This window comes from Ruegeria sp. AF3, assembly GCF_056536285.1.
Genome location: NZ_JBQFJM010000004.1, coordinates 165,947 through 189,136, shown reverse-complemented (window position 1 = coordinate 189,136; position 23,190 = coordinate 165,947). Strand labels below are relative to the sequence as shown.

Below are 23,190 nucleotides of genomic sequence, written 5' to 3'. Positions count from 1 at the left end.
CGGAGCGGCCCTGTCACGTCACCCCGATATTGCGATGATGTCCTTTACCGGTTCCACCCGGGCCGGCATCCTGGTCGCCAAGGACGCAGCCGATACCGTCAAGCGGGTCACGCTGGAACTGGGCGGCAAGTCCCCCAACCTGGTCTTCGCCGACGCCGATCTGGAGACCTGCGTGACCAACTCTGTCCGGGCTGCTTCCACAACACCGGCCAGTCCTGTAACGCGCCCACGCGCATGCTTGTGGAACGCAGCTGTTACGACCGCGTGCTCGAGATCGCGGCCCGCGCCGCCGCCGGCCAGAAGGTTGGCAACCCGGCGGTGGAAGGCGATCACATCGGCCCGCTCTTCGACGGGATGCAATATGACCGTGTTCAGGCGATGATCCGGGTTGGAACGGATGAAGGCGCCCGCCTGCTGGCCGGAGGCCCCGGCAAGCCTGAGGGGCTGGAGGAAGGCTGGTACGTCCGGCCCACGATCTTTGCCGATGTGACCAACGAGATGCGCATCGCGCGCGAAGAAATCTTCGGCCCGGTCCTAGTGATCATTCCCTTCGACACGGAAGAAGAGGCTATCGCCATCGCCAATGACAGCGAATTCGGGCTGGCGGCCTATGTGCAGACCGGAGATGCCACCCGCGCCGAACGCGTCGCCGACGCCCTGCGCGCGGGAACCATCACCGTGAACGGGCAGGCGGTGAACTACGGCTCGCCCTTCGGCGGTTACAAGCAGTCGGGTAACGGCCGCGAGGGTGGCGTATTCGGCCTTGAGGACTTCCAGGAACTCAAGGTGCGCCGCCCGATCCTTGCTGAGTCCTGACTGCAGGCTCAGCGGGTCACGTACAAGACCTTTCCTACACTTATGTAACCCCGGGATGGGGAGGAGACAACCAAAATGACTACACTCAGTTCTGTGTCATCGCGCGATGACGCACAGCCTGGACTGTCCAGTTTCCAGCGCTACTTTCAGTTCTTCATACTGCTGCTGGCGGCGGGTTCCATCTATCCGCTGATCTATCTGCGTCAGAACTTCGAAACGACGATCCTGGATACCTTTCAGATCACCGTTTCCGAGCTTGGCACTTACTATTCGATGCTGGGAACCATGTTCGTGATCACCTACCTGCCCAGCGGCTGGCTGGCGGACCGGGTGTCGCCACGGATTCTGCTAACCTTCTCGATGGCACTGACCGGGGCGCTCGGCCTTTGGTATGCCGGTATCCCCGACAAATCCGCGCTCTACTGGATTTTCCTCGGCTGGGGTATCTCTTCGGGCCTGACCTTCTGGGCGGCGCTCCTGAAAGGCGTCAGGCTGGTCGCACGGTCCGATGAACAGGGCCGCTTCTTCGGCGGGCTCGAGGGCATGCGCGGTCTGGTCGAGGCGGTTCTGGCGACCGCGGCCGTCGCGCTGTTCAGCTACTATGTCGACGTAAAGGGTCTGACCGCCAACGCGACCCTGCCTTCGGTGATCATGCTCTATGTCTACAACTGCTTTGCTGTTGGCCTCCTCTGCCTGTTGTTCCTGCGCCAGAAGGGCGAGGCCCCGACCGGAAAGGCGGAACCGAAGGCAATCTGCTGTCGGATTTCAAACTGCTCGTATCGGAGCCCGAATTGTGGCTGATCGCTATCATCATCCTTAGCGGTTATCAGCTGTTCTGGGCGACCTATTCCTTCTCGGCCTTCCTGCAGGAGAAATATACCCTGACCGCCAGCGCGGCCGCCTTCATCACGGTGGCAAAGCTCTGGATGCGCCCGATTGGCGGGTTGGGTGCGGGTTTTCTCGGTGACAGGTTCGGCCGTGAGAACGTGCTAGCGATCTCTATTTCGCTGAGCATTCTGGGGCTTGTGGCCCTGCTGTTCCTGCCAGCCACCGCAAGCAGCTTCATCCTGCTCTTTGTTGTGCTCCTGGTCGGGGTGATGACATATGCCACACGCGGTCTCTACTGGGCGACGCTGGAACGCAGCAAGATCCCGCCGCGTGTGACCGGCCTTGCTATCGGTCTGATCTCGTTGATCGCCTATACGCCGGACATCTACCTGCCCAAGATCAACGGCTACTTTGCCGAGCGCTACACCGGGCTTGCCGTGTATGAGATGTATTTGGTTTCATCGCGGCATCGGGCGTTATCGGGCTGATCGCGATTGCCATCCTGAAATCACGGCTTCGCGGCGCGGCTGGTGCCGAGGCCCGTTCGTAGCATGGCGCGGGCAAAGAAGCGCTGCGGGTTCGGGAATCGTTGCCTCAGTATCGGAGCCGACGGTTCCCAATGAAGGTCCCAGCGAAAAGTGCTTTGCCTGACCGCAAAACCTAATAGCCGCGCAGGTCCACGCTCTTCCTGCATCGCAGACCGGTGGTTGAACAGGCCGGATTTCGCGAGACCGGCGCCCGATCGGGATTGTTACAGTATCTTCGACAAGCGGTTTTGGCGGAGACCGCGCCCGATGCGCTCAAGAGCAAAGCCATGCGATGGCTACATGCTCGGAACTGTTCCATGTTTTACGATCGCAATTTTCGTAGCATTTTCCAGGCATCGCAATTCAGACATCTGCCGTGGCATCAGGCTGTCTGTATCGGCCAATTTCCTTACCTACCAGGGTGCGAAACTGCGCGGCACTGATGTCTGCGTAATGGCCTCCAAATACAGTTTGCACAGGTAATGTTGCGAGACGCCGAAGGCTGGCCTCATACGCCGAAACATCCAACGGGGGGAAATTACGGCATTCCGGGTCCAGAAACAAAGTTTCGCCACCGAACAAGATACCGGTTTCGGCTTCCCATAGTGCTATGCTTCCTTTGTGCGCCCGGGGACATGAATGACTTCAATCTGTCGATCACCCAATTCTATCACATCCCCGTCTTCAAACGTTTCGGTTGGCGTCGTGGGGCGGACAGAATAGTCCTCAACTCGGAAATTTTCGTAAGGAAGCGCACTAAAGGCATTGGCATCGACAAAGGGGCGCCATGTATCTTTCGGGTTTTGCATCGCATCGGCCTCAAGCCGGTGGCAGGCACGCGCCTCAAAGGCGTACATTCCTCCAATGTGGTCGTAGTAGCTGCTTAACGCGATAGCCAGGACCGGCCTGGAAGATATCGCATTGACGACTGGCGGCGGCACGATCCCCGTTCCGCTGTCAATCACCAAATCGCGATTTACACCGCGCAAAAGCCATATCGAGCCGCTCCAGTAAGGATGAATATGCACCTCTTGAAGTCGAATGACGCCGGCCTTGTGAGGTTCGATGCCATACCAGACACCGGCCACGGGAAGTTTTGCTGTCACGGTCCTGCAATCCAATCAGGATGATATGGGTCATTTCCACTATTATTTGTTCTCTGCGTCAACAAATCCCAGGCGTGAATTCAGACGTTTTTAAGCTCGCCTGTTTTTCCGATACCGTCCAGCGCCCTGTTAGGTTCCAACTTCGTTGAAGAGCGGGATCGGGTCGCGTTCAGCGCCACTTGAGCTACGGCCCATGACGTCAGGCCCGAGCACTTCTCGGCATGGCTGGATTTGTTCGACCATACCCTCGACAGGACACTCCCTCAGGAGATCGCACGCCAATGGTCCGCACTCACGAACTGGATTGGGCGCGGGCTCAGCTATGGAATTACGGACCACTTGCGTGATGCATTATCTGCGCCCCAGCTATAGGCTTCCAACAGCAAACGTATTTACATAACCATGCTTATGCGCATTTTAAATGCGCATGCTTGACGCACATATCTTCTGGGCATACTCATTACCTAAGGAGATCATCATGCCCTTTTCACCGATTAGAAAAGCCACCAACCTGACGCTCGACAGCGATCTGCTATCGGATGCCAAGGCCCTCAACGTGAATCTATCCCGCGCGGAAGAAGGCGTGCGCGCAGCGGTTATCCGGGCACGCGAAGACCAATGGCGGGCCGAGAATGCCACGGCGCTCGAAAGGGTATTGCCAAGTTGTCTGGCATTTCGACGACGACTAAATGCAATGAATGAACATTCCATCCAGCATGCCGCGCCTGAAGGGCTTTCGCTACCCTCGTGAGGTCATTGCCTACGCGGTTTGGGCATACCATCGGTTTGCCTTGAGCACTGCGGATGTCGAAGATCTCTTAGCGGAACGGGTGTCATCGTGAGCCGAGAAACCATTCGGCTCTGGGTTAATCGGTTCGGCGCGCATTTTGCCGCCTGCATCCGGCGCGATCGCCCTAAGCCAAACGACAAATGGCACATGGACGTGGTTGTCATCACAATCCGCGGCAAGAAGCACTGGTTGTGGCGGGCCATCGACGCGAACGGCGACGTTCTCGATATCCTCGTGCAAACGCGGCGAAATGCAAAGGCGGCCAAGCGGTTTTTCAAAAGATTGGTCGCTCAGTTTGGTGAGCCAAGGGTCGTGATCACAGACAAGTTGCGCAGCTACATCAAGCCCGTCAGCACCTTGGCACCACAGGCCGACCACCGGGCCCACAAAGGGTTGAATAATGCGATCGAAGTTTCGCACAGAATGACCCGTAAGCGGGAGAAGTTGTTTGGTCGGTTCAAGTCACACCGACAAGCTCAGAGGTTTCTGTCCGCGCATGACCAGATCAACCTGATATACCGTCCCCGCCGCTATCAACTCACCGCCATCTCTTACCGCCATGCCCGCAACGATGCGTTCAGTCTCTGGGCCGCTTACACCGCCGAAATGGCAGCATAACCCTACTTTTTCCAATGCTTCACAATCGGCCGGCAACAACTTGGCAATACCGAATTCAGAAATGCTTGTTTCGTCGTGTCATTAGGAAACTCCAATACGCCAAAAACGTAACGGGTCTTCTGTGGAAAAACACGAATAGTGCAGGCCATCGATGCCTTCTGATTTCAAACCGTCAACCAATGCCTTCATTGCGACGGTCTGTGCTTCGCGATCGCTTTCTAATTTGAGAGTGTATTGTACCAGCAGGCTCATGATCATTCTCCTGTGAGATTTGGTGTTTTGCCGTGCACTTTTTCCCTGAACCGCTGCGCGATGATGTAAAGGGACGGGATGACAAATATGCCAACAAGGGCAGCTGCAATCATCCCTCCGAAAACCGGCGTACCTACACCTCTGCGAGCGAGCATAGAGGCACCGTCGGCCACAATCAGCGGGTATAGCCCTGCAATAAATGCAAAGCTGGTCATCATGACCGCTCGGAACCGCGCACGGGCGCCCTGAATAGCTGCATCCACGGCGTTCTGACCTTGCCGGTACCGATCCATTGCGAATTCGACGATCAAAATTGCATTCTTGGCGGCAAGCGCTATCAGGACCACCAATCCGATCTGGGCGTATAGGTTGTTCTGGAGACCCAGCAACAGCAGCGCACCCAACGCGCCGCACACCGCAAACGTGACCGAGTAAAGGACCGCAAGCGGTATCGTCCAACTCTCGTAAAGCGCAACAAGGAAGAGATATGCGAATAGCAAAGCAAGCCCCAGAACAACAGGTGTCTTTCCGGCGGCCTCAATCTCTTGCTGCGCGGTTCCGGTCCAATCGTAGCTGTAGCCTTCTGGCAGAGTTTGGGCTGCAATTTCTTCCATCGCCGCGATGGCCTCGCCCATTGATACGCCCGGAGACGGTCCACCGTTTATGGTGACGGCCTGAAAATTATTGTAGCGGGCGAGCAATTGCGGACCCAGAATGAGCTCTACCTTCGCCACGGCGCGCACTGGCACCATATCTCCGTCGTGATTTCGGACATGAATGCGAGCAATATCTCCGACATTGGCCCGGTATTTCTCATCTGCTTGTAAGTTGACCTGCCACGTCCGACCGAACAGGTTCATGTCATTCACGTGATACCCGCCCAAAGTGACCTGCATGGCCCGGAACAGGTCGTCGACATTCACGCCAAGCGTCTGAAGCCTTTTACGATCGAGGTCGAGATTCAGTTTTGGCGACTGCGCAGAGAATGTCGTGTAAACGCCCGACAACCGGGGGTCGGCGTTGGCGGTTGTGACGAACCCCGCCGCAGTTGCACCAAGGGGATTGCCAACTTGCAGTCGCACCTGAGGCTGTTTAGCCGGTCTCCATGAATATACCAGCTGAGATGCCACGCCTGAAGGGCTACCGTTTTCCCCGTGAAGTCGTCGCCTACGCCGTTTGGGCATACCATCGGTTCGCACTCAGTGCCGCTGATGTTGAAGATCTGCTCGCCGAGCGGAATGTGATGGTCAGCCGTGAGACCATACGCAAATGGGTCAACCGGTTTGGTCGGCATTTCGCACATTGTATCAAGCGTGACCGGCCCGCAGCGGCAGACAAATGGCACCTCGATGAAGTCGTCGTCCCGATCAACGGCGTCAAGATGTGGTTATGGCGGGCCGTGGACGGGAACGGCGATGTGCTCGACATTCTGGTCCAACCAAGGCGAAACGCCAAGGCGGCCAAGCGGTTTCTGAAACAGTTGACCGCCCGGTTTGGCCAGCCCCGCGTTATCGTCACAGACAAATTACGCAGTTACATCAAGCCGATCCGTCAGCTGGCTCCTGACGCAGATCACCGGGCTCACAAGGGCCTGAATAATCGTATTGAGGGCTCGCACCGACCAACCCGGAAGCGAGAGAAGCTTATGGGCCGGTTCAAGTCGGGCAGGCAGGCGCAGCGCTTCCTCTCCGCCTATGACCAGATCAACACGATCTTCCGTCCCCGCCGCTACCGTCTTACCGCCATCTCTTACCGCCACGCCAGATCAGATGCCTTCGATCAGTGGCGGAGCTACGCACTTGACATGACCGCGTGATCGTATCCGCATCAGACTTTTGCAATCAGTGCAGAATAAGTTGGCAATCCCCTGGCCAGAGTATCTGCTGCGGATGCGGTCACGTGACGTCTTGTTCATCGTCGATTTTCGCCGCTACCAAAACAATCTTTGCGCGCTTGCACAAAAGGCTACTCAAGCGCGCAATGTACAGGTTGTCTTGATGACAGATGAGTGGCTGTCGCCAATTTCCGCCCACGCAAGCGAAGTTTTGGCAGCCCCAATTGATAGCAGCACCCTTTGGGACAGCTATGCCGGTGCCTTGGCATTGTTAGAGGCTCTGTTGACCCGCATCGCTGACAAAAACTGGGATCAAACAAAAAAACGCATCGAAGAATGGGATTCCGTGCGGCTGGATTTTGGAGATAATGAAGATGATTAAGACCCCCCTGATCTTTGCGGCGACCTCGGATGTTGCTAGCAAAGTACGCGGCAAGGCCTTCCCGGTTTCTGATTTGGAGAAGCGCTCGAAAAAGGGCGTGGGCTGGACCCCGACGAATGTCATGATCACCTGCTTCGATGCAATTGCCGAAAGCCCCTTTGGGGCGTTGGGTGATTTGCTGTTGATCCCAGACGAGGAAGCCGGTGTGGAGCTGGATTTCGAAGACGGTGGACCGGTTGAACAATTCATTTTGGGCGACATTGCCGATCTTGACGGCAAGCCCTGGGACTTCTGCACCCGTAGCCTTCTGAAGGCAGCTCTGGACCGGCTGAAGGCCGCAGGCGGGGTTAGCCTCGTCTCGGCCTTTGAGCATGAATTCCAGTTCAAAACGGGCGGCGCCCAACCCGGTGAGGCCTACGGCCACAGCGGTTCTGCCGAACGCCGCGTGTTTGGCGAGACGCTGATGGCAGCACTTGATGCAAGTGGATTGGCCTCGGACACTTTCATGAAGGAATATGGTGCCAATCAATACGAAGTGACAAACGATCCGGCCCCTGATCACCGGTCTGCCGATCAGGCCGTGATCCTGCGCGAAGTCACACGGATGACGCGAAACGCCTGAATGAACAGGTGACATTCACGCCGATCCGCGACCCAGATGGCGTCGGCAATGGCGTGCACATTCACATTAGCTTTCTGGATGAAAGCGGTGCGCCGGCCACATATGATGAAAACGGCGTCGCGGGCATGTCAAAGATCACCGCTTCCTTCATCGCGGGCGTGTTGAAATATCTCGACAGCATCATCGCCCTGACCGCCCCGTCTGATGTGTCTTACCTTCGCCTGACTCCGCATCGCTGGTCTGCGGCCTACAACAATCTGGGTTTTCGTGACCGCGAAGCCTCTGTGCGGATCTGCCCTGTGACCGCGACCGACCCTTCCAGCATCGCCCGCCAGTACAATTTCGAATACCGCGCCGCCGACGCCGCCGCCTCGCCCCATCTGGCATTCGCTGCGATCATCCATGCGGGGGCTCAGGGCATCGAAGACGCATTGCCCGCGCCAAAGGTCACCGAAGAAGACCTGTCCGTTTTGTCCACGGATGAGCTTGAGCAGCGCGGCTACGTGCGCCTGCCCGAAACGCTTGAAGCCGCCTTGCAACGGTTTGAAGGCAATGAAACCGTTTGTGGCTGGTTCCCGGCTGACTTTGCCACTGTCTACGTGGCGCATAAGCGGGGTGAAATAGCCTATCTGAAAGACAAGGACACCAGCGCTCGCTGCTTGGCATACGAGGAAGTTTACTGATTATGAATAATCCCAACGCCAACCTGTCTCTCGTCCCCTTTGTGAGCGTCGAGAACATGATACGTCTGATCCTCGAGATCGGCGTCGAGACCTGCATGGTCGAAATCGCAGCTTATATCGAAGAGGATTTCCGCCGTTGGCCCTCGTTTGACAAAACCCCGCGCGTTGCGTCCCATTCCGATGAGGGAGTGATTGAGCTGATGCCGACGTCCGACGGCATCGATTACGGTTTCAAGTATGTGAACGGCCACCCGAAGAACATGAAAGGCGGGATGCAAACGGTCACCGCTTTTGGACTGATGGCCTCGGTTGATACCGGTTATCCGGTCTTGCTGACTGAAATGACGATCCTGACCGCAATGCGCACCGCTGCTACCTCTGCCGTCGCGACCAAATACCTTGCCCGCAAGGACTCCAAGACACTGGCAATGGTCGGCAATGGTGCGCAATCCGAGTTCCAGGCGTTGGCATTGAAATCCATTTGCGGGATAGGGAATCTGCGCCTTTACGACACAGATCCTGCTGCAACAGAGAAATGCATCGCAAACCTGCAAGCTGCAGGCATGAGCATCACCGCATGCACGACCCCGGAAGAAGCGGTGATGGGCGCGGATGTGATCACCACCTGTACCGCCGACAAGCAATATGCAACTATCCTGACCGACAATATGGTCGGCGCGGGCGTCCATATCAACGCCATCGGCGGCGACGGCCCTGGCAAGACTGAGCTGCACAAAGACATCCTGCTGCGCTCAGATATCTTCGTTGAATACCCGCCGCAGACCCGTATCGAAGGTGAAATCCAGCAGCTGGAAGACGACCATCCGGTCAGGGAACTGTGGCAGGTCATGACAGGTACCAGCGATGGCCGCACAGATGATCGTCAAATCACATTGTTTGACGGCGTCGGCTTTGCGATCGAGGATTTTTCCGCTCTGCGCTGGCTTCGTGACAAGATCGCGAAGACAGATAAATGGCAACATCTCGACATGATTGCAGACCCAGACGATCCACGCGACCTGTTTGGCATGATCGAACGCGAACGCGCCCGAAGCGCCTGAGGGAGTAGCCCATCACGCTTACCATTGAGCCTCTGCCTGATTCGAAGCGTCTTAATATCGACCGTGGCCTTGGCACATGATCGTGCCGGGGCAGGAAAGCCTTCCATAAGTCCAAGGTCGGCTATCCGTGCATTGTCGTCGCTCGTGCAGCCTGCAGCATTCGGCAAAAAGGGCTCTTCGCGGTCATTGGGTCAGTTGCAGCATTCTACCCATCGAGAACCACAAACCCAAACAGGGACGGCCCTCACCGGACATTGGCTAGATCGAGCGTCGCCGCAGGGCAGCTTCCCCAGACCTGCCGTTCGTGCATCGCGCAGCATTTCCGATAGGGCAATGACGGCAGAGCGGACAATGCAGCCGTTTGATCTATCGCTATTGGGCGGCTCGAAACATCGGAAACAGGGGTGGGGCTTGGTCGGCTTTGATTAGACCCATCTCTTGAAAACCATAGCGCTTATACAGCGATAGATTTGTAGGGTTTGTCGACTCTAAGTAAGCAGGTCTTCCATCTTCGTCACAGCGTTTGAGGCAGCATTCAAGCAAGGCGGACCCCAACCCTTTTCCTTGGCGAAATGGATCGACCGCAATAAAAGCTAAATGCCAGCAGTCCTCATCCGGATGATAATTGTCCATCTGCCCAAAGGTTTCGAACAACGCATTATGCTTTTCTGGTGAGACCGTCTGCTCAAAACAGGCGACAAGCCGTTCTTCATCGGGGTAAATGCCTGGCGGAAGCCAAAGTGCGCCAGCGGTGAAATCGTCGTTTCGAAACGCGCTGCCCTGTTCAAATGCACGCCCTCCAAAGAAGTCCATTACTCGCGGGAAGTGGGTAAGGAAATCGGCAGGTTCAGGATACAGCCAACGCATGAATGGGTCCGCAGAAAATCCAAGAGCAAGTCCGCTTAACAAACTTTCTGCTTCACTTCGGGTTGATGATCTAAACATGGAATTACCTTTGGTCGTTCCACCTCGATTTTCAAGTTTTAGCATGAGGGCCGCAAACACTTGTTGTCAAACGCGCAATTTATTTTCCTGCTTAAGCAACGAAGGATGACTGCTCCGGGCTCTCTGCCGACTTTCTCCGCGAATTGCCTCGAATGGTCGAGTGAGCCCACAGTTGCCCTTGCTCACCCTTTGCGCCCTTGCATGTGCAGCGCGTTGCGAACCGCTAGGTGCGGACATTCACCGCATGGTTCATAAACTCACAGATCGCGGACAAAGCCTCCGTTGGCAGCAAGCACATCTGCGACCAAATAGGATGGCGCTAGCAAGAAAGTTCCGTCCATGGAACTCTATGCGCTAGGACACGAAGCTCTTATTGTCGCTCACATGACGGATACGATACGACCTTCGCCAGAACTTGCAGCCATTGTTGAACGCTGGATCAAATCCTACGGCCGAGGTGATGGCGAAACCGTGGTGCATCTGTTCTCCGATGATGCCGCCTTGTCGTACTTTGGTTCGGCCCAAGGCGAGTCGTGGAGGGGCGATGCACTGCGTCGCGGTATGGAGCAGTATATCGGTGAAGTCCCACGCTTCCATTGGGATCCACAAGAAATTCGCGGATTTGAGTGCGGATCACTCGGGTGGGTGGAGTGGGAGGCAACAATCGACGGGATCGAAACCGGACAGTCCGCACGACTGCGCTCCACCGTCATTCTGAAGCTCGACAAGGGCTCTTGGAAGATCGTGCATGTTCACAATTCTATCCCCGTCAACAACGTCGAAGGATTCGGCTACGAGGCAAGGGGTTTTGAAGAGCTACTCGATGCCGCCCTCTCTACACCATACGAACTCGGCCAAAGCGGCATAGCGACCATCATGTTCACGGATATCGCTGACAGTACGACAATTGCTCAAGCGATAGGCGATTCACTTTGGAGCGAGGCCGTTGGTAGACATCTACGACTGGTCGTGACCCAGATCGTCGAAAGTGGTGGGCGCTTGGTGAAGTCACTGGGTGACGGCGTGATGTCGTCCTTCGCCTCCGCAAGGGCAGCCCTGTTGGCGGCTCAGAACATCCAACAGAAAAACTCAGCTGAACCGAAAGAGCCAAAATTACAAATCCGCATTGGCCTGCATACCGGCGAAGTGATTACTTCTGATGCCGATCACTTTGGGACCGTAGTCAACAAGGCCGCACGGATCGCGGCCCTCGCCGCACCCAGTGATATCCTCGTCTCGGATGCGACTCGGATCATGGTGGGCGGATCACCGAGTTTCCGTTTGCCGACCAGATAACAGTTCCGCTCAAAGGGCTGGACGGTGAACATACAATTTTTAAGCTGAACTGGCGTTAAGCCCTTCGATAAAACGGGACCGCGTGGCGAAGTCCGCTTAAGGGCCTGGACGACCGCTCCGGCCAAGCAGCGGCCATTCGCCACCGCTGCTTCCGACTTCTAATAAGCGGGACGAATCTGCCACACAGGCCGGAGATTCCAATGTCCGGTCTCAATTCAGCGCTGCTGTCAGGCCCGTGTCATGAAACGGCTCGCAGAGGAGCCCTTCCCAGTTTTTCTACCAGAAAGTCGGCCGCGAGTGCCACGTGCGCTTCGCAGGTGTTCGATTGGTGAACGGATATCACCACCTCGTGCAGCGAGGGCAAACCTGCCTGTCCGTCAATGATCCTGAGAACAGGTGGTATGACAGAGGCCTCCATCACGGAAACCGACGATCCGTCAAGAAGGGCTTTCTCGATCAACCCTATGCTGCGCGTGGAATATGCAATGCGCCATTGGCGGTCGATGCGCTTCAATACGTCTAAGGCGATTTCCCTGCACACACAACCAGATGGGAAGAGAACGAGCGAAAGAGGTTGATCGTGATCGTCAATGAAATTAGGAGAGGCAACCCAATGAAGCGGTTCATGCCTCGCGACCTGTCCAGCGACCGCATCTGGACGATGCGTCGCAACGACCACATCCAGATGTCCCTTCGTCAATAAAAGCAGCAGATCGCAGGCATTGTCGCATGTCACCTCGAACTGCAATCGGGGATGCGCTTTCGCCAGAGCGGACAGAATCGGAGGCAGCAGGAAAGTCGCGTAGTCATCAGGCGCGCCGATCCTGATCAATCCTTCCGCCTCGGGGCGTTGCAGATGTGACAGCGCAGCATCGTTCGCGGCCAGAATGCGATTTGCATAGACCAGCAGCGCTTCGCCGGTCTGTGTGATCGACACGGACTGACGGCTCCGCTCAAAGAGGCATTTCTCCACGATGGTTTCAAGCCGTTTGATCTGAAGGCTGACAGCTGATTGCGTGCGCCCAATGGCCTTTGCAGCATGCGTGAAGTTTCGATGCGCCGCGACGGCGACGAAGGATCGCAGCAGGTCGATTTCGAGATCACGCTTCATGAAGTAAGATTTCCATATCTCATCACGCTTAGCAATATTATTCGTTTCCGAAATAATCAACGCAAGCCTACTGTCGCCGAAGGAGGCCCGCTCAATGCTTGGTTTGATCGCACAAACGATCTTCGTGGCAACACGCATATCACCGCCGCACAATTCGGCTTCAGGTTGTGACTGGCGTTCATCATCAGGCCCGAGAGGCCATGGCATAAAGAAGATAACGGACAAGGAAAATGCAAAGCATCGACATCAGCAAACTCAAGACACGAACAGGCACAGTGGAACGCGTATGGCAGATCGAGATTCAGGCGACACCTGAAGATGCGGACAAGATCATCGACAACGTGATGGAGGTCGATCCACTGATCTATGGCCGGTACAAGCGCAATGCATTTGTCAGCGCTATCGGCAGCGAGACTTACTTGCCGGAAGAAAACTCAACCAGTGCCGTGCATCTGGGAGCCGCCAATAAGGTTCAAACTTTCCCAAGCGTCCTTGTCGTTATTTCGGTCGAGCAGAACCCCGAAACGCTTGGGCGCGTTCTGGATGCAATACGCGATGTGCATCATTACGAAGAGCCTTTGATTTTCATCAAGGATTGTTGGGCCAGCCGCGCCAGCTACGACCCGCATAATTCCAATCCCAATCGTTGGTGGAACCGCGACAAGGCAAACGCGGGAAACTGATTTCAGAACGATTGCTGTAGGTTGTCACTACCGATGGCTACCCACCCCTGGCAGTCGGTGGAATGGGCTCAAACTGGACCTGCGGCAACGCAGCGGGGCTCTTTTGAGCTCAGATGGCGGCAGCGCGGACAAACCGTGATTTCGCTGCGATTGAGGCAATGTCCCCAATATAGGCACGGGAACGGACGAAAGATCGCCCGCCCCGCCTTATAATCAATCGCCGGGTGTTGCAGCAGTACCCGCGAGGATGCCGCCATCAATCGTTAGTTCTGTTCCGGTCATGTAGGCCGCCTCGTCTGAAGCGAGCAGCACGGCAAGGGCTGCAACCTCTTTCGCTTCGCCAAACCGCCGCATGGGTGTGTCTGCCACCATTGCAGCTTCGCGTTCAGCCCTGTCCGGACCGTTGCCTAGCATTGGTTCCCACATCGGCGTCATGATTGCCGCTGGATGGATAGAGTTACACCGGATGTTCAGCCCTTGCGCGGCGCAGTAAAGCGCGACTGACTTCGTGTGGTTGCGTATAGCGGCTTTCGAGGCCGCGTAGGCAGCGGCCATCGGGATGCCGACGAGACCGGAACGGGATGAGATGTTCACGATGCTGCCTGCACCCTTCGCGCGCATAGCTCGGATCGCATAACGGCAGCCGAGAAATGTGCCATCGGTGTTCACCGTATGGACCTTCCGCCAGTCAGCCAAAGCAGCATTTTCGGGATCATGAGCAGGTGGCGCACCGTCGAACGGCCCTTCAAACCCTGTGATACCAGCGTTGTTCACCAGAACGTCAAGGGCGGGAAAGCGTTCTGCAACCGTATTCCACGCCGCTTCGGAAGCCACATCAAGGCGCGCGAAAGTTGCACCGATCTGGTCGGCCATGGCCTGCCCGGTCTTAGCGTCGATATCTGTCAGGATGACGTCGGCACCTTCGTCGCGGAAGGCGCTTGCGATGGCGGCACCAATGCCGCGGGCACCCCCAGTTATGAGGGCTGTCTTTTTCTTTAATCTGGGCATGAAAGCTCCGTAAGGTATGAATTCGATGGAGTCCGAGCGTTGGTCGCCCGAGGCGCAGTTCCGCCTAGTAGGCGGGTTTCCGGGTTACCGGTGCCGTTTGTCCATCGTAGTTCTCTCCTCTTCTTCGGATAATTACATAATAGAAAGCGGCACCCCAATGATCAAGCTGATAGCAGCAGCCGTTCATAGACTTTGCAGCATCGTTCATTATGGGATCTTCGCGGTCATTGGGTCAGTTGCAGCATTCTACCCATCGAGAACCACAAACCCAAACAGGGACGGCCCTTACCAGCCTTTCACCGACAGGCCCGGATGCTGCGGTTGCAGCCCGCATTGCTGCCATTCGCTGCGTAAGCAATCCTCGCTGTAACCGCGTCGCCGGCTGTCAGGATCGGGCGTCCATCAGTAGCTTTCGCACAATCACGTCGATCCTCGTGTCTTGAAAAGAAAAAATCCCTGTCTGCTTCAGCGCCTCGCGGATCGAAGTTCTCTCGGACATTCTCTTCCAGATTGTGGTCGAGGCGTAAGGCGCCATTCGCGGTCTCGTGGCAACGCCCATCGTCATACCGTTCAGGTACCTGATCTGTTGGCGGTGTGCGGGAAAGAGGATCGACTCAGAGAGAAAGCCGTCCTCGCTATTTGCGCTTTCCAGCAGATAAATCCGATTTCCCCTGTAGGCCGCGAGTCCTGAATACCTGGTCTTCTGAACGATGCTTTCGTCGTCGCTCAGCGCACGCTCGAAAGTGTGTGACACGATGTAGCCGTCTTCTTCACGCAGCCAGATCAGCGTACGCATGATTCTGTCTTCCCAGGTGGGTGTCACGAAATGCCCATGGTAGAAGCCGAGGTAACGGCGGAGTGGCCCGGCCTGGTTCTGAAATATGCTGGAAAGAAGCCGCGCCGGCCCTTTTCTGATCGGGTTCTGCATGCGGGTGCGTTTTGCCGCAAAGGCCGCCGGGTCGGCCTCCAGATCCTCTTCGCTGACGTCAAAGTGCTGCGCGATGCGCCGCAGATTGTGGGCAGATGGCATGCCACTACCGTTCAGATAGCGATTGAACTGTTGCCGGTTCAGGCCAATGTCGCGGCAAACTTGGGCGATACTGCCGTAGTCCGCGCAAAGCGACCGCAGGTTATTTGAGAAATTTTCCGACATCCTGCAAGAACCTTCGCAATTGTTAACTGATATGCTTACACTTGCGTACATATGTGTAAAGTCGCTTACTTGGTATACAAATTAGTCCGCGCCACGATGTGCCTGCAAACTGCTTGTGGTGGGAAACGTGCTGGACGGTATCAACACAATTGAGAACGAATGGATCGTTCTGCCAGACGGACGGCGACTGGCCGCCCGGATCTGGCTTCCCGATGTTAAAGAACCCGCGCCGGCAATTCTTGAATACCTGCCCTACCGCAAACGTGACGGCACTGCGCCGCGCGATGAAACGACCCATCGGGTTTTCGCGGCGAATGGCTACGCCTGCGTGCGCGTCGACATCGCCGGGACGGGTGACAGCGAAGGCCGTTTTGACGATGAATACTCAGAGCAGGAATTGTCCGACGGCGAAGCTGTTTTGACATGGATTGCGGAACAGGATTGGTGCGACGGCAACATTGGCATGATCGGGATCAGCTGGGGCGGTTTCAACGGATTGCAGTTGGCCTATCGCTGTGCGCCCGAGTTAAAGGCCGTCGTCAGCATTGCCTCGACGACCGACCGGTATGCCGACGACATCCATTTCATGGGCGGCTGCTTGTTAAGCGACAACGCCAACTGGGCGGCGCAGATGTTCGCCTATCTGTCTCGACCTGCCGACCCTGGTTTGCGCGCTGACTGGCGCGAAGATTGGATCTCCCGGCTGGAGAGCTTGCCGGACCTTGCGGCGGACTGGCTGGCGCATCCGAACCGCGATGACTTCTGGAAACACGGATCTGTTTGCGAAAACTGGTCACGGATCGATGTCCCCGTTCTGGCGATCACCGGTTGGGCGGACGCCTACATCAACACACCGCTGACTTTGGTGGAAAACCTGAAATCACCGACCAAGGCCCTGATCGGACCGTGGGAGCATCGCTATCCGCATATCTCGAAGATCGAGGCCGCAGATGCCCACTCGGAGATCATCGGTTGGTTCGACCGTTGGCTTAAAGGCGAGCTTAACGGGGCCGAAACGCTGCCTGATTTCAGGACATTCGTGCAGGAGCATGACGATCCGTCCAGCAAAAACAAGCCGCGCAAAGGGCGGTGGATTGCTGAAGAAAACTGGCCGTCGAAAAATGTTCGAGATCGCTCGTACTATTTGGGCAACGGCGTCCTTGGCACCAATCCTGTATCCGGAACGATCGTCATCTCAAGCCCCGCAGACGTCGGGACCGCCAGCGGGTATTTCTGCCCGGGTATGCGGATCGACAACGAATTGCCCGGCGATCAGAGAGATGACGACGGGCAATCCATCTGTTTGGACCTTCAACTTCAGGCGCCGCTGGAAATCGTCGGACGTCCGCGTTTGAAACTGGCGTTCCGCATTGACCAGCCGGTTGCGCAAATTGTTGCGCGGCTGTGCGATGTAGCGCCCGATGGTACGTCGCAACGCATCACTTATCGACCGTTCAACCTGACGCACCACAACAGTCACGAGGCCCCAGAAGCTTTGGTGCCAGGCGAGCTCTACGATGTGGAGTTCGCGTTGAACGCCTGTGCGCATCAGTTGGCACCCGGACATCGCCTGCGATTGGCACTTTCAACCTCCTACTGGCCGATTGTCTGGCCTTCGCCCAAATCAGCCGCGATTGCGCTTGAGACCGAAGGTTGCGAACTGGTTATCCCCGAGCGCCGCGTCGGACTCGAACCCCAGCCCGCCAATCCGGGACCGCCTGACAGCTTTCCCGTGCTCAATGCGGATGTACTGCGCGAACCGTCGAGTTCGGTACAGCGAGGTACGGACGATAAGGGTCGCACGACGCTTGATACGTTCGATGATTTCGGCATGACGCGTGACCCCTATCATGGGCTTATTAGCGGCAGCGACGTCACCATGCACTATGCCATTCATCCAGAAGATCCCGCTTCTGCGAGGTTCAGTGCGAAATGGAACTTTCACTTCAAACGGGACGCATGGGAAGTTCGGATCGAAACCCGATCGCACATGTCCTGCGACGAGAGCAATTTCTACCTTCACCGCGAACTACGGGCCACCGAAGGGCCTGATCAAACCGAAGTCCTGACGAAGGAATGGTCGCGCACCGTTCCTCGCGGGCTTCTCTAACCATCCAAAGGAGACGACTTATGAAAATCGAATGGATGAAGGCACCCACAGGGCGCCGCAACTTTCTGAAAGGGGCGACCGCACTCGGCGCGGCGGCCTCTCTACCGATGGGCTGGGCCGGGCGCGCATTCGCCCAGGGCGATGGTGTTTTGCGCGTGCGATCTTATGGTGACGCACCAAACATGGACCCTGCGCACAGCGTCGGCGTCGTGGAGGAAGAAATCCATGCCGCGATCTACAACAAGCTGATCCAGTACAAGCCTGGCTCCGAGTGGGGCTGGCAACTGGATGCCGCCACAATGATCGAACAGGTCGACCCGACCCACATCAAGTTCGCCCTGCGTGATGATATCGGCTTTACCAACGGCCATGGTGCGATGACCGCCGAGGACGTGAAGTTCAGCTTTGAACGCATCGTGGCGGACGCCACCGAAAGCCCGAACAAGCCGGATATGGGACCGCTCAGCCATGTCGACGTGACTGGCGAACGCGAAGGCACAATCGTTCTGAACGAACCTTTTGCGCCGCTCTGGTCGATTGCTTTGCCTTATATCACAGGCAACATCGTCTCGAAGGCTGCCGTCGAAGCGGCCGGCGGCCGTATCGGCTCTGATCCCGTCGCCGAAAGTGGCCCCTACCTGCGCGTAAGCTGGAGCCCCAGGAAAGACGGTGCTGCAACGCAACCCCGATTGGAAAGGCGACGCACCAGCTTGGGATACGATCGAGATTTATCCGATCGACGACGAAAACACCGCCGAGATCGCCTTTGAGGCGGGCGAGCTTGACCTCACCCGGGTCTCTCTCGGCTCTGTGGCACGCTATCGCGATAGCGTCCCAAATGGCGGCACCCTCGTCGAGAACCCATCGCTATTCTACGTCTGGCTGGGGATGAACCTGGATCACCCGAAACTGCAGAACCAAAAGCTGCGCCAGGCCATTCAGCACGCCATCGATGTGCCGACGATCCTGGAGGCTTCCTACTTCGGGGCGGCCGAACCTTCGACCGGCATCATCGCGCCGGGTCTGGCGGGGAACCGGGCCGAAGGCATGGTGGCACCACAGGCCAATATCGAAAAGGCCATGGCGCTGCTGGCAGAGTCCGGTGAAACGAACGTCACGCTGTCGCTCGATATCCTGAACAAGACGACCTACACCACGATGGCGCAGGTCATTCAGGCGATGCTGGCACAGATCGGTATCACACTGGAAATCAATGTGCTTGAATCCGGCGCCTTCTGGGCCAGTGGAGACAACGAAGATTTGCAACTTGTTCTGAACCGCTTCTCGATGGCACCCGATCCGTCCTATGCGACGGCTTGGTTCACCACCGAACAAGCAGGCATCTGGAACTGGGAACGCTTCCGCAACGAAGAATTCGACAAGCTCCACGCGGCGGCATCGGCCGAGACAGACACAGCGAAACGGGCCGAGATGTACCAGCGCGCGCAGGACCTGATGGAAGAAAGCGGCGCCTATCGTTTCATCACTCATGAGGCGACGCCGATTGTGCATTCCTCGCGCGTGGTTCCTGCTCTGCGCCCGGATGGACTTTCGCTGCTCCGGTACTTCGGCAAGGCGTGACCTCCCACGCCTGGACGTGCGGCTGCCTTCGGGTGGCCGCACGTAAACTCCCAGTTCGGGAAAGGAAAGATTTATGCTGAGCTTTGCCCTGAGGCGGTTCGCGCTGGCAGCGCTGATCCTGCTTGTGGCCGTAACTTTGATGTTCCTGATGATCCGCGCGGTGCCGGGCGATCCGGTGCAGATCATGCTGGGCCCCGCGCGACGCCGGAATTGCAGGCGCGCCTGACGGCAGAGCTGGCGTTGGATCAGCCGATCTGGCGGCAACTGGTGATCTTCTACGGCAATATGCTGCAGGGTGATCTTGGCACGGATGTCTTCTCGGGCCGCTCGGTTACGCAGATCGTGTTCCAGCAGCTGCCCTTTACGCTGGAGCTGATCTTCGCCTCAATTATTTGGTCAGCCGCCTTGGGCATCGGCCTGGGGGCCTACGCGGCAGCCCACCCCAACACCTGATTGACCGCTGTGTCGCGGTGTTGTCGGTCAGTTTTGTGGCCGCTCCAGCCTTTGTTGTGGCCTTGTTGTCGCTTTTGCTTTTCGCGGTTCAGCTTCAATGGTTTCCGGCTATTGGTGTGGGCGACGGATTCGTGGACAGGCTGGACCATCTGGTGCTGCCCGCTTTTGCCATCGGGCTTAGCTGGGTTGGATATATCGCGCGGCTCGTGCGTGCCTCAATGCTTGAAGTTCTGGGCGAAAACCACATCCGCACAGCGCGTGCCTTTGGACTGGCCGAACGGCGGATCGTCATGGTCTATGCCCTGCGGATCGCCATCCTGCCGGTTGTCACCGTCATCGGCGTGGGGATGGGGTTCCTGCTGAGTGCCGCCGTTTTTGCCGAAATCGTCTTTGCCCGCCCGGGCCTTGGCAAGCTGGTGATCGACAGCATCACAACACGCAACTACCCGATCGTGATGGGCTCAGTCCTGATTTCAACGGGCCTTTTCGTGGTCTCGACCTCCCTTGCTGACCTGATCAACGCCTGGCTGGACCCACGTGCGAGGACTTCGACATGACCGATGCTGCAATCGAAAAATCCCGCTCCGAACTTGGGATCATCCTTACTGGAGTTGCCAAGAACCCGCTTGGCCTGATGGGGTTGATCATCGTCGGTGCCATCGTCTTCAGCGCGATCTTCGCCGCATGGATCGTTCCCTACGACCCGATTGCAATGGACATTCAGGCCCGCATGCAGGGCCCGTCAGCCGCCCATTGGCTGGGCACCGATCAGTTGGGCCGCGACACCTTCAGCCGTGTCATCATGGGGGGGCAAGTGGCCCTCAAGGTCGCCCTGCCAGCCGTTTTTGGTGCCATGGTGATCGGCCTGACACTGGGCATGATCGCTGGCTACGGGCCCAAATGGCTTGACAACCTGTTAATGCTGCTCTTTGACACTATCCGGTCATTCCCGACCGTGATGTTCGCGCTGGCGGTTGTCGCGCTTGTCGGCCCCAGCCTACAAACGGTGGTCTTTGTGGTCATGGCGACCTCGATCCCGACCTATGGCCGGGTTGCGCGGACACAGACGCTGACCTTGCGCAACTCCGAGTTCATCCTGGCCGAACGCTCCATGGGGCCAGCATGGCGCGCATTCTGGGTGTGCATATGCTGCCCAACATCATTGGTGTACTGGCTGTTCTGGCTGCCATGGACATCCCCACAGTGATCGCTCTTGAGGCTGGATTGTCGTTTCTCGGCCTTGGCGTGAAGCCACCAACTCCAAGTTGGGGGGCGCTGTTGAAAGACGGCTATGCACTGATTCGTCAAACACCCTGGCTGGTCGTCGGAGGCGGCCTGCCGATCATCATCGCAACCCTTGGCTTCACATTCCTGGGTGAGTCCCTGCGCGACGTTGTTGATCCCAAACTGAGGAAGAACCGATGACCGAGACATTACTGGAAATCGACCACCTCAGCGTCGACTATGAAACCGAGCGTGGCGATCTAAAGGCCCTGCGGGATATCACTTTCGATGTCCGCAAGGGCGAAATCGTGGGAATCGTCGGCGAAAGTGGCTGCGGGAAATCCACGCTGATTTCCTCGATCCTGCGGCTGACCGCGCCCAATACGCGGTTCCGTCAGGGCGCGGTGCGCTTCAAAGGGCAGGACCTTTTGAAAGCTAACGAGCGCCAAATGCGTGATCTGCGCGGTGACGATATATCTATCGTGTTCCAAGACCCGATGCAGACGCACAATCCGGTCCTGTCGGTGGGTCAGCAAATGATGGATATTCAGCACCGGTCGTCTGCAGGCAAGGCCGAGAAGCGCGCGAAGGCCGCGCAAATGCTGGGTGCAGTTGGCATTCCCGATCCGGAGGCCCGGCTGAACCAGTTCCCGCATGAATTTTCCGGCGGCATGCGCCAGCGGATCGCCATTGCCATGGCATTGATGTCAGAACCCGATCTCCTGATCGCCGACGAACCCACAACGGCGCTCGATGCGACGCTTGAAGTGCAGATCATCGAGCGGTTGCAAGAACTTCAGCGAGAGATGCACTGTGCCATTATGTTCATTTCGCACCATCTGGGTGTGATCGCCGAACTCTGTGATCGGGTGGTGGTGATGTATGCGGGTGCCGTTGTCGAAAGCGGCGATGTGCGCGAAATTTTCCACAACCCGAAGCACCCCTATACCCGCCGCCTGATCGAATGCGACCCGGGCCATATCAAGACCCGCGCCCGTGTCTTGCCGACGATCCCGGGCGAGGTTCCCGATCTCGCCAATCTCCCCGGCGGCTGCATTTTCCGCGATCGCTGCGATCAGGCGATGTCGAAATGCGCAGCAGACGTCCCTCCGCTCGAGAAGCTTGGCGAAGGTCATCTTGCCGCCTGTTGGCTGAACCAAGAGGAGGTCACAGCATGAGCCTTCTATCTGTCGATAATCTTCAAACCAGCTATGGTCCGGTTAATGTTCTGGCGGGAGTCAGTTTCGATGTGGCTCCGGGGGAAACCTATGCGCTGGTCGGCGAAAGTGGCTCGGGCAAGACCACGGTCATCCGCGCGATTGCCGGGCTGGCCCCGGCGCAGGGCGGTTCGGTCAAATACGACGGTCAGGAAATTCGCGGCTTGCCCGAGAAGCGTCTGCGCCCGCTGCGCAAGGACATCGCAATGATGTTTCAGGACCCGGTCGGCAGTCTGTCGCCGCGTCTGACCATCGGCAATCTGGTAACCGAACCCTATCGCATTCAAGGTATGAAAGACCGGGACCTGCAATCAGAGGCCAAACGACTGCTGAAGATGGTCAACCTGCCCGCACATTTTGCGAACCGCTATCCTTATCAACTGTCTGGCGGTCAGGCGCGCCGGGTCGGCGTGGCGCGGGCTCTTGCACTGGAACCCAAGTTGATCCTTGCCGACGAACCCACAGCAGGTTTGGACGTGTCCGTTCAGGGCGAACTCTTGAACCTTCTCAATGACCTGCGCGAACAGCTGGGGCTGGCGATGGTGATCATCACCCACAACCTCAGCGTTGTGCGTCACGTCGCCGACCGTATGGGGATCATGTATCTGGGGCGCCTGGTCGAGGAAGGAACGACCGAAGCCATTTTCGAAAATCCGCGCCACCCCTACACCCGCTGTCTTCTCAGCGCGAACCCCGAACCTGACCCCGACGCGCGGCTGGAACGGATTGCGCTTAAGGGGGAACCGCCAAGCCTACTGCGTCGTCCATCCGGTTGCGAGTTCCGCGAGCGTTGTCCTTTCGCGCAAGAGGTCTGCACTCAGACACCAAGCTGGGAGGTATCAGAGGGTCACGGCCTCCGCTGCCTTGCACCATTGACCTGACTGGGCTCC

General features: G+C 57.2%; 22 protein-coding genes and 4 pseudogenes. 19 read left to right on the top strand and 7 right to left on the bottom strand.

All coding sequences use genetic code 11. From position 1 onward, the window contains the following. Window positions 1–816 (top strand): annotated as a pseudogene (locus ACR3FC_RS21920) (aldehyde dehydrogenase family protein); the annotation flags it as partial. 75 nt (window positions 817–891) lie between these two features. After that, a pseudogene (locus ACR3FC_RS21915) lies at window positions 892–2,132 on the top strand (MFS transporter). Window positions 2,133–2,779: 647 nt separating this feature from the next. On the opposite strand, the gene ACR3FC_RS21910 reads toward ACR3FC_RS21915, so the two are convergent. Next, window positions 2,780–3,277, bottom strand: coding sequence for an MBL fold metallo-hydrolase (locus tag ACR3FC_RS21910; RefSeq protein ID WP_480478647.1), 498 nt, complete (start codon window positions 3,275–3,277; stop codon window positions 2,780–2,782). A 427-nt stretch (window positions 3,278–3,704) separates the two neighbouring features. Between ACR3FC_RS21910 and ACR3FC_RS21905 the strand changes: the two genes are divergently transcribed. Together ACR3FC_RS21905 and ACR3FC_RS21900 are read left to right on the top strand one after the other, a co-directional pair. After that, window positions 3,705–4,028 carry a type II toxin-antitoxin system CcdA family antitoxin gene (locus ACR3FC_RS21905; protein WP_480478645.1) on the top strand — a complete coding sequence of 108 codons (324 nt, stop codon included), beginning with the start codon at window positions 3,705–3,707 and terminating at the stop codon, window positions 4,026–4,028. After that, window positions 3,976–4,685: pseudogene (locus ACR3FC_RS21900) on the top strand (IS6 family transposase). The gene ACR3FC_RS21905 and the pseudogene ACR3FC_RS21900 overlap by 53 nt, the downstream one beginning before the upstream one ends. An 81-nt stretch (window positions 4,686–4,766) precedes the next feature. Here ACR3FC_RS21900 and ACR3FC_RS21895 read toward each other — a convergent pair. Both ACR3FC_RS21895 and ACR3FC_RS21890 read right to left on the bottom strand, forming a co-directional pair. Next, complete coding sequence (locus ACR3FC_RS21895) at window positions 4,767–4,937, bottom strand: hypothetical protein (protein WP_480478643.1); 171 nt, start codon at window positions 4,935–4,937, stop codon at window positions 4,767–4,769. Window positions 4,938–4,939: 2 nt separating this feature from the next. Further along, the gene (locus ACR3FC_RS21890; RefSeq protein WP_480478444.1) at window positions 4,940–6,019 is read right to left on the bottom strand and encodes an efflux RND transporter permease subunit; all 1,080 of its coding nucleotides are present in this window, start codon (window positions 6,017–6,019) and stop codon (window positions 4,940–4,942) included. 23 nt (window positions 6,020–6,042) lie between these two features. Between ACR3FC_RS21890 and ACR3FC_RS21885 the strand changes: the two genes are divergently transcribed. From ACR3FC_RS21885 to ACR3FC_RS21865, 5 genes are read left to right on the top strand one after another with little or no spacing between them, the layout of a single operon-like run. Then, window positions 6,043–6,753: an IS6 family transposase gene (locus ACR3FC_RS21885; RefSeq protein WP_480478442.1), complete on the top strand. Its 711-nt coding sequence runs from the start codon at window positions 6,043–6,045 to the stop codon at window positions 6,751–6,753. Window positions 6,754–6,781: 28 nt separating this feature from the next. Then, window positions 6,782–7,153 carry a MurR/RpiR family transcriptional regulator gene (locus tag ACR3FC_RS21880; protein WP_480478440.1) on the top strand — a complete coding sequence of 124 codons (372 nt, stop codon included), beginning with the start codon at window positions 6,782–6,784 and terminating at the stop codon, window positions 7,151–7,153. Then, window positions 7,146–7,775, top strand: a complete 630-nt coding sequence (locus ACR3FC_RS21875) for a type I glutamate--ammonia ligase (protein ID WP_480478438.1) — start codon at window positions 7,146–7,148, stop codon at window positions 7,773–7,775. The genes ACR3FC_RS21880 and ACR3FC_RS21875 overlap by 8 nt, the downstream gene beginning before the upstream one ends. Window positions 7,776–7,783: 8 nt before the next feature. After that, window positions 7,784–8,458 carry a type I glutamate--ammonia ligase gene (locus tag ACR3FC_RS21870; protein WP_480478641.1) on the top strand — a complete coding sequence of 225 codons (675 nt, stop codon included), beginning with the start codon at window positions 7,784–7,786 and terminating at the stop codon, window positions 8,456–8,458. Between the two features lie 2 nt (window positions 8,459–8,460). Continuing rightward, a complete protein-coding gene (locus ACR3FC_RS21865; RefSeq protein WP_480478639.1) occupies window positions 8,461–9,519 on the top strand; it encodes an ornithine cyclodeaminase in 1,059 nt (352 codons plus the stop codon). A gap of 372 nt (window positions 9,520–9,891) precedes the next feature. Here the strand turns inward: ACR3FC_RS21865 and ACR3FC_RS21860 are convergent, their stop codons facing one another. Further along, window positions 9,892–10,509, bottom strand: a complete 618-nt coding sequence (locus ACR3FC_RS21860; RefSeq protein ID WP_480478436.1) for a GNAT family N-acetyltransferase — start codon at window positions 10,507–10,509, stop codon at window positions 9,892–9,894. A gap of 294 nt (window positions 10,510–10,803) precedes the next feature. Here ACR3FC_RS21860 and ACR3FC_RS21855 point away from each other — a divergent pair, with 294 nt between their 5' ends. Beyond that, window positions 10,804–11,760: a nuclear transport factor 2 family protein gene (locus ACR3FC_RS21855; RefSeq protein WP_480478637.1), complete on the top strand. Its 957-nt coding sequence runs from the start codon at window positions 10,804–10,806 to the stop codon at window positions 11,758–11,760. Window positions 11,761–11,998: 238 nt separating this feature from the next. Here the strand turns inward: ACR3FC_RS21855 and ACR3FC_RS21850 are convergent, their stop codons facing one another. Next, a complete protein-coding gene (locus ACR3FC_RS21850; RefSeq protein ID WP_480478635.1) occupies window positions 11,999–12,871 on the bottom strand; it encodes a LysR substrate-binding domain-containing protein in 873 nt (290 codons plus the stop codon). Window positions 12,872–13,101: 230 nt separating this feature from the next. Between ACR3FC_RS21850 and ACR3FC_RS21845 the strand changes: the two genes are divergently transcribed. Then, window positions 13,102–13,554: a hypothetical protein gene (locus ACR3FC_RS21845; protein ID WP_480478430.1), complete on the top strand. Its 453-nt coding sequence runs from the start codon at window positions 13,102–13,104 to the stop codon at window positions 13,552–13,554. A gap of 213 nt (window positions 13,555–13,767) precedes the next feature. Here the strand turns inward: ACR3FC_RS21845 and ACR3FC_RS21840 are convergent, their stop codons facing one another. Both ACR3FC_RS21840 and ACR3FC_RS21835 read right to left on the bottom strand, forming a co-directional pair. Continuing rightward, the gene (locus ACR3FC_RS21840; RefSeq protein ID WP_480478428.1) at window positions 13,768–14,562 is read right to left on the bottom strand and encodes an SDR family oxidoreductase; all 795 of its coding nucleotides are present in this window, start codon (window positions 14,560–14,562) and stop codon (window positions 13,768–13,770) included. 385 nt (window positions 14,563–14,947) lie between these two features. Then, window positions 14,948–15,715 (bottom strand): helix-turn-helix transcriptional regulator, encoded by a 768-nt coding sequence (locus ACR3FC_RS21835; RefSeq protein ID WP_480478426.1) that lies wholly within the window; start codon window positions 15,713–15,715, stop codon window positions 14,948–14,950. A gap of 130 nt (window positions 15,716–15,845) precedes the next feature. Here ACR3FC_RS21835 and ACR3FC_RS21830 point away from each other — a divergent pair, with 130 nt between their 5' ends. The 8 genes and pseudogenes from ACR3FC_RS21830 to ACR3FC_RS21795 all read left to right on the top strand — a co-directional run bounded on the left by ACR3FC_RS21830 (window position 15,846) and on the right by ACR3FC_RS21795 (window position 23,181). Continuing rightward, window positions 15,846–17,825 (top strand): CocE/NonD family hydrolase, encoded by a 1,980-nt coding sequence (locus ACR3FC_RS21830; RefSeq protein WP_480478653.1) that lies wholly within the window; start codon window positions 15,846–15,848, stop codon window positions 17,823–17,825. Window positions 17,826–17,845: 20 nt separating this feature from the next. After that, a complete protein-coding gene (locus ACR3FC_RS21825; RefSeq protein WP_480478633.1) occupies window positions 17,846–18,595 on the top strand; it encodes an ABC transporter substrate-binding protein in 750 nt (249 codons plus the stop codon). Further along, window positions 18,495–19,406: an ABC transporter substrate-binding protein gene (locus ACR3FC_RS21820; protein WP_480478631.1), complete on the top strand. Its 912-nt coding sequence runs from the start codon at window positions 18,495–18,497 to the stop codon at window positions 19,404–19,406. The genes ACR3FC_RS21825 and ACR3FC_RS21820 overlap by 101 nt, the downstream gene beginning before the upstream one ends. Window positions 19,407–19,479: 73 nt before the next feature. Further along, window positions 19,480–20,416: pseudogene (locus ACR3FC_RS21815) on the top strand (ABC transporter permease). Next, window positions 20,413–21,066 (top strand): ABC transporter permease, encoded by a 654-nt coding sequence (locus ACR3FC_RS21810; RefSeq protein ID WP_480478629.1) that lies wholly within the window; start codon window positions 20,413–20,415, stop codon window positions 21,064–21,066. Before ACR3FC_RS21815 ends, ACR3FC_RS21810 begins: the two are co-directional and overlap by 4 nt. After that, window positions 21,048–21,284, top strand: a complete 237-nt coding sequence (locus tag ACR3FC_RS21805; protein WP_480478627.1) for a hypothetical protein — start codon at window positions 21,048–21,050, stop codon at window positions 21,282–21,284. Before ACR3FC_RS21810 ends, ACR3FC_RS21805 begins: the two co-directional genes overlap by 19 nt. Next, a complete protein-coding gene (locus ACR3FC_RS21800) occupies window positions 21,281–22,261 on the top strand; it encodes an ABC transporter ATP-binding protein (protein ID WP_480478419.1) in 981 nt (326 codons plus the stop codon). The genes ACR3FC_RS21805 and ACR3FC_RS21800 overlap by 4 nt, the downstream gene beginning before the upstream one ends. Continuing rightward, on the top strand, window positions 22,258–23,181 hold the full coding sequence (locus ACR3FC_RS21795; RefSeq protein WP_480478625.1) for an ABC transporter ATP-binding protein: 924 nt from the start codon (window positions 22,258–22,260) through the stop codon (window positions 23,179–23,181). The genes ACR3FC_RS21800 and ACR3FC_RS21795 overlap by 4 nt, the downstream gene beginning before the upstream one ends. Window positions 23,182–23,190: the final 9 nt, after the last annotated feature.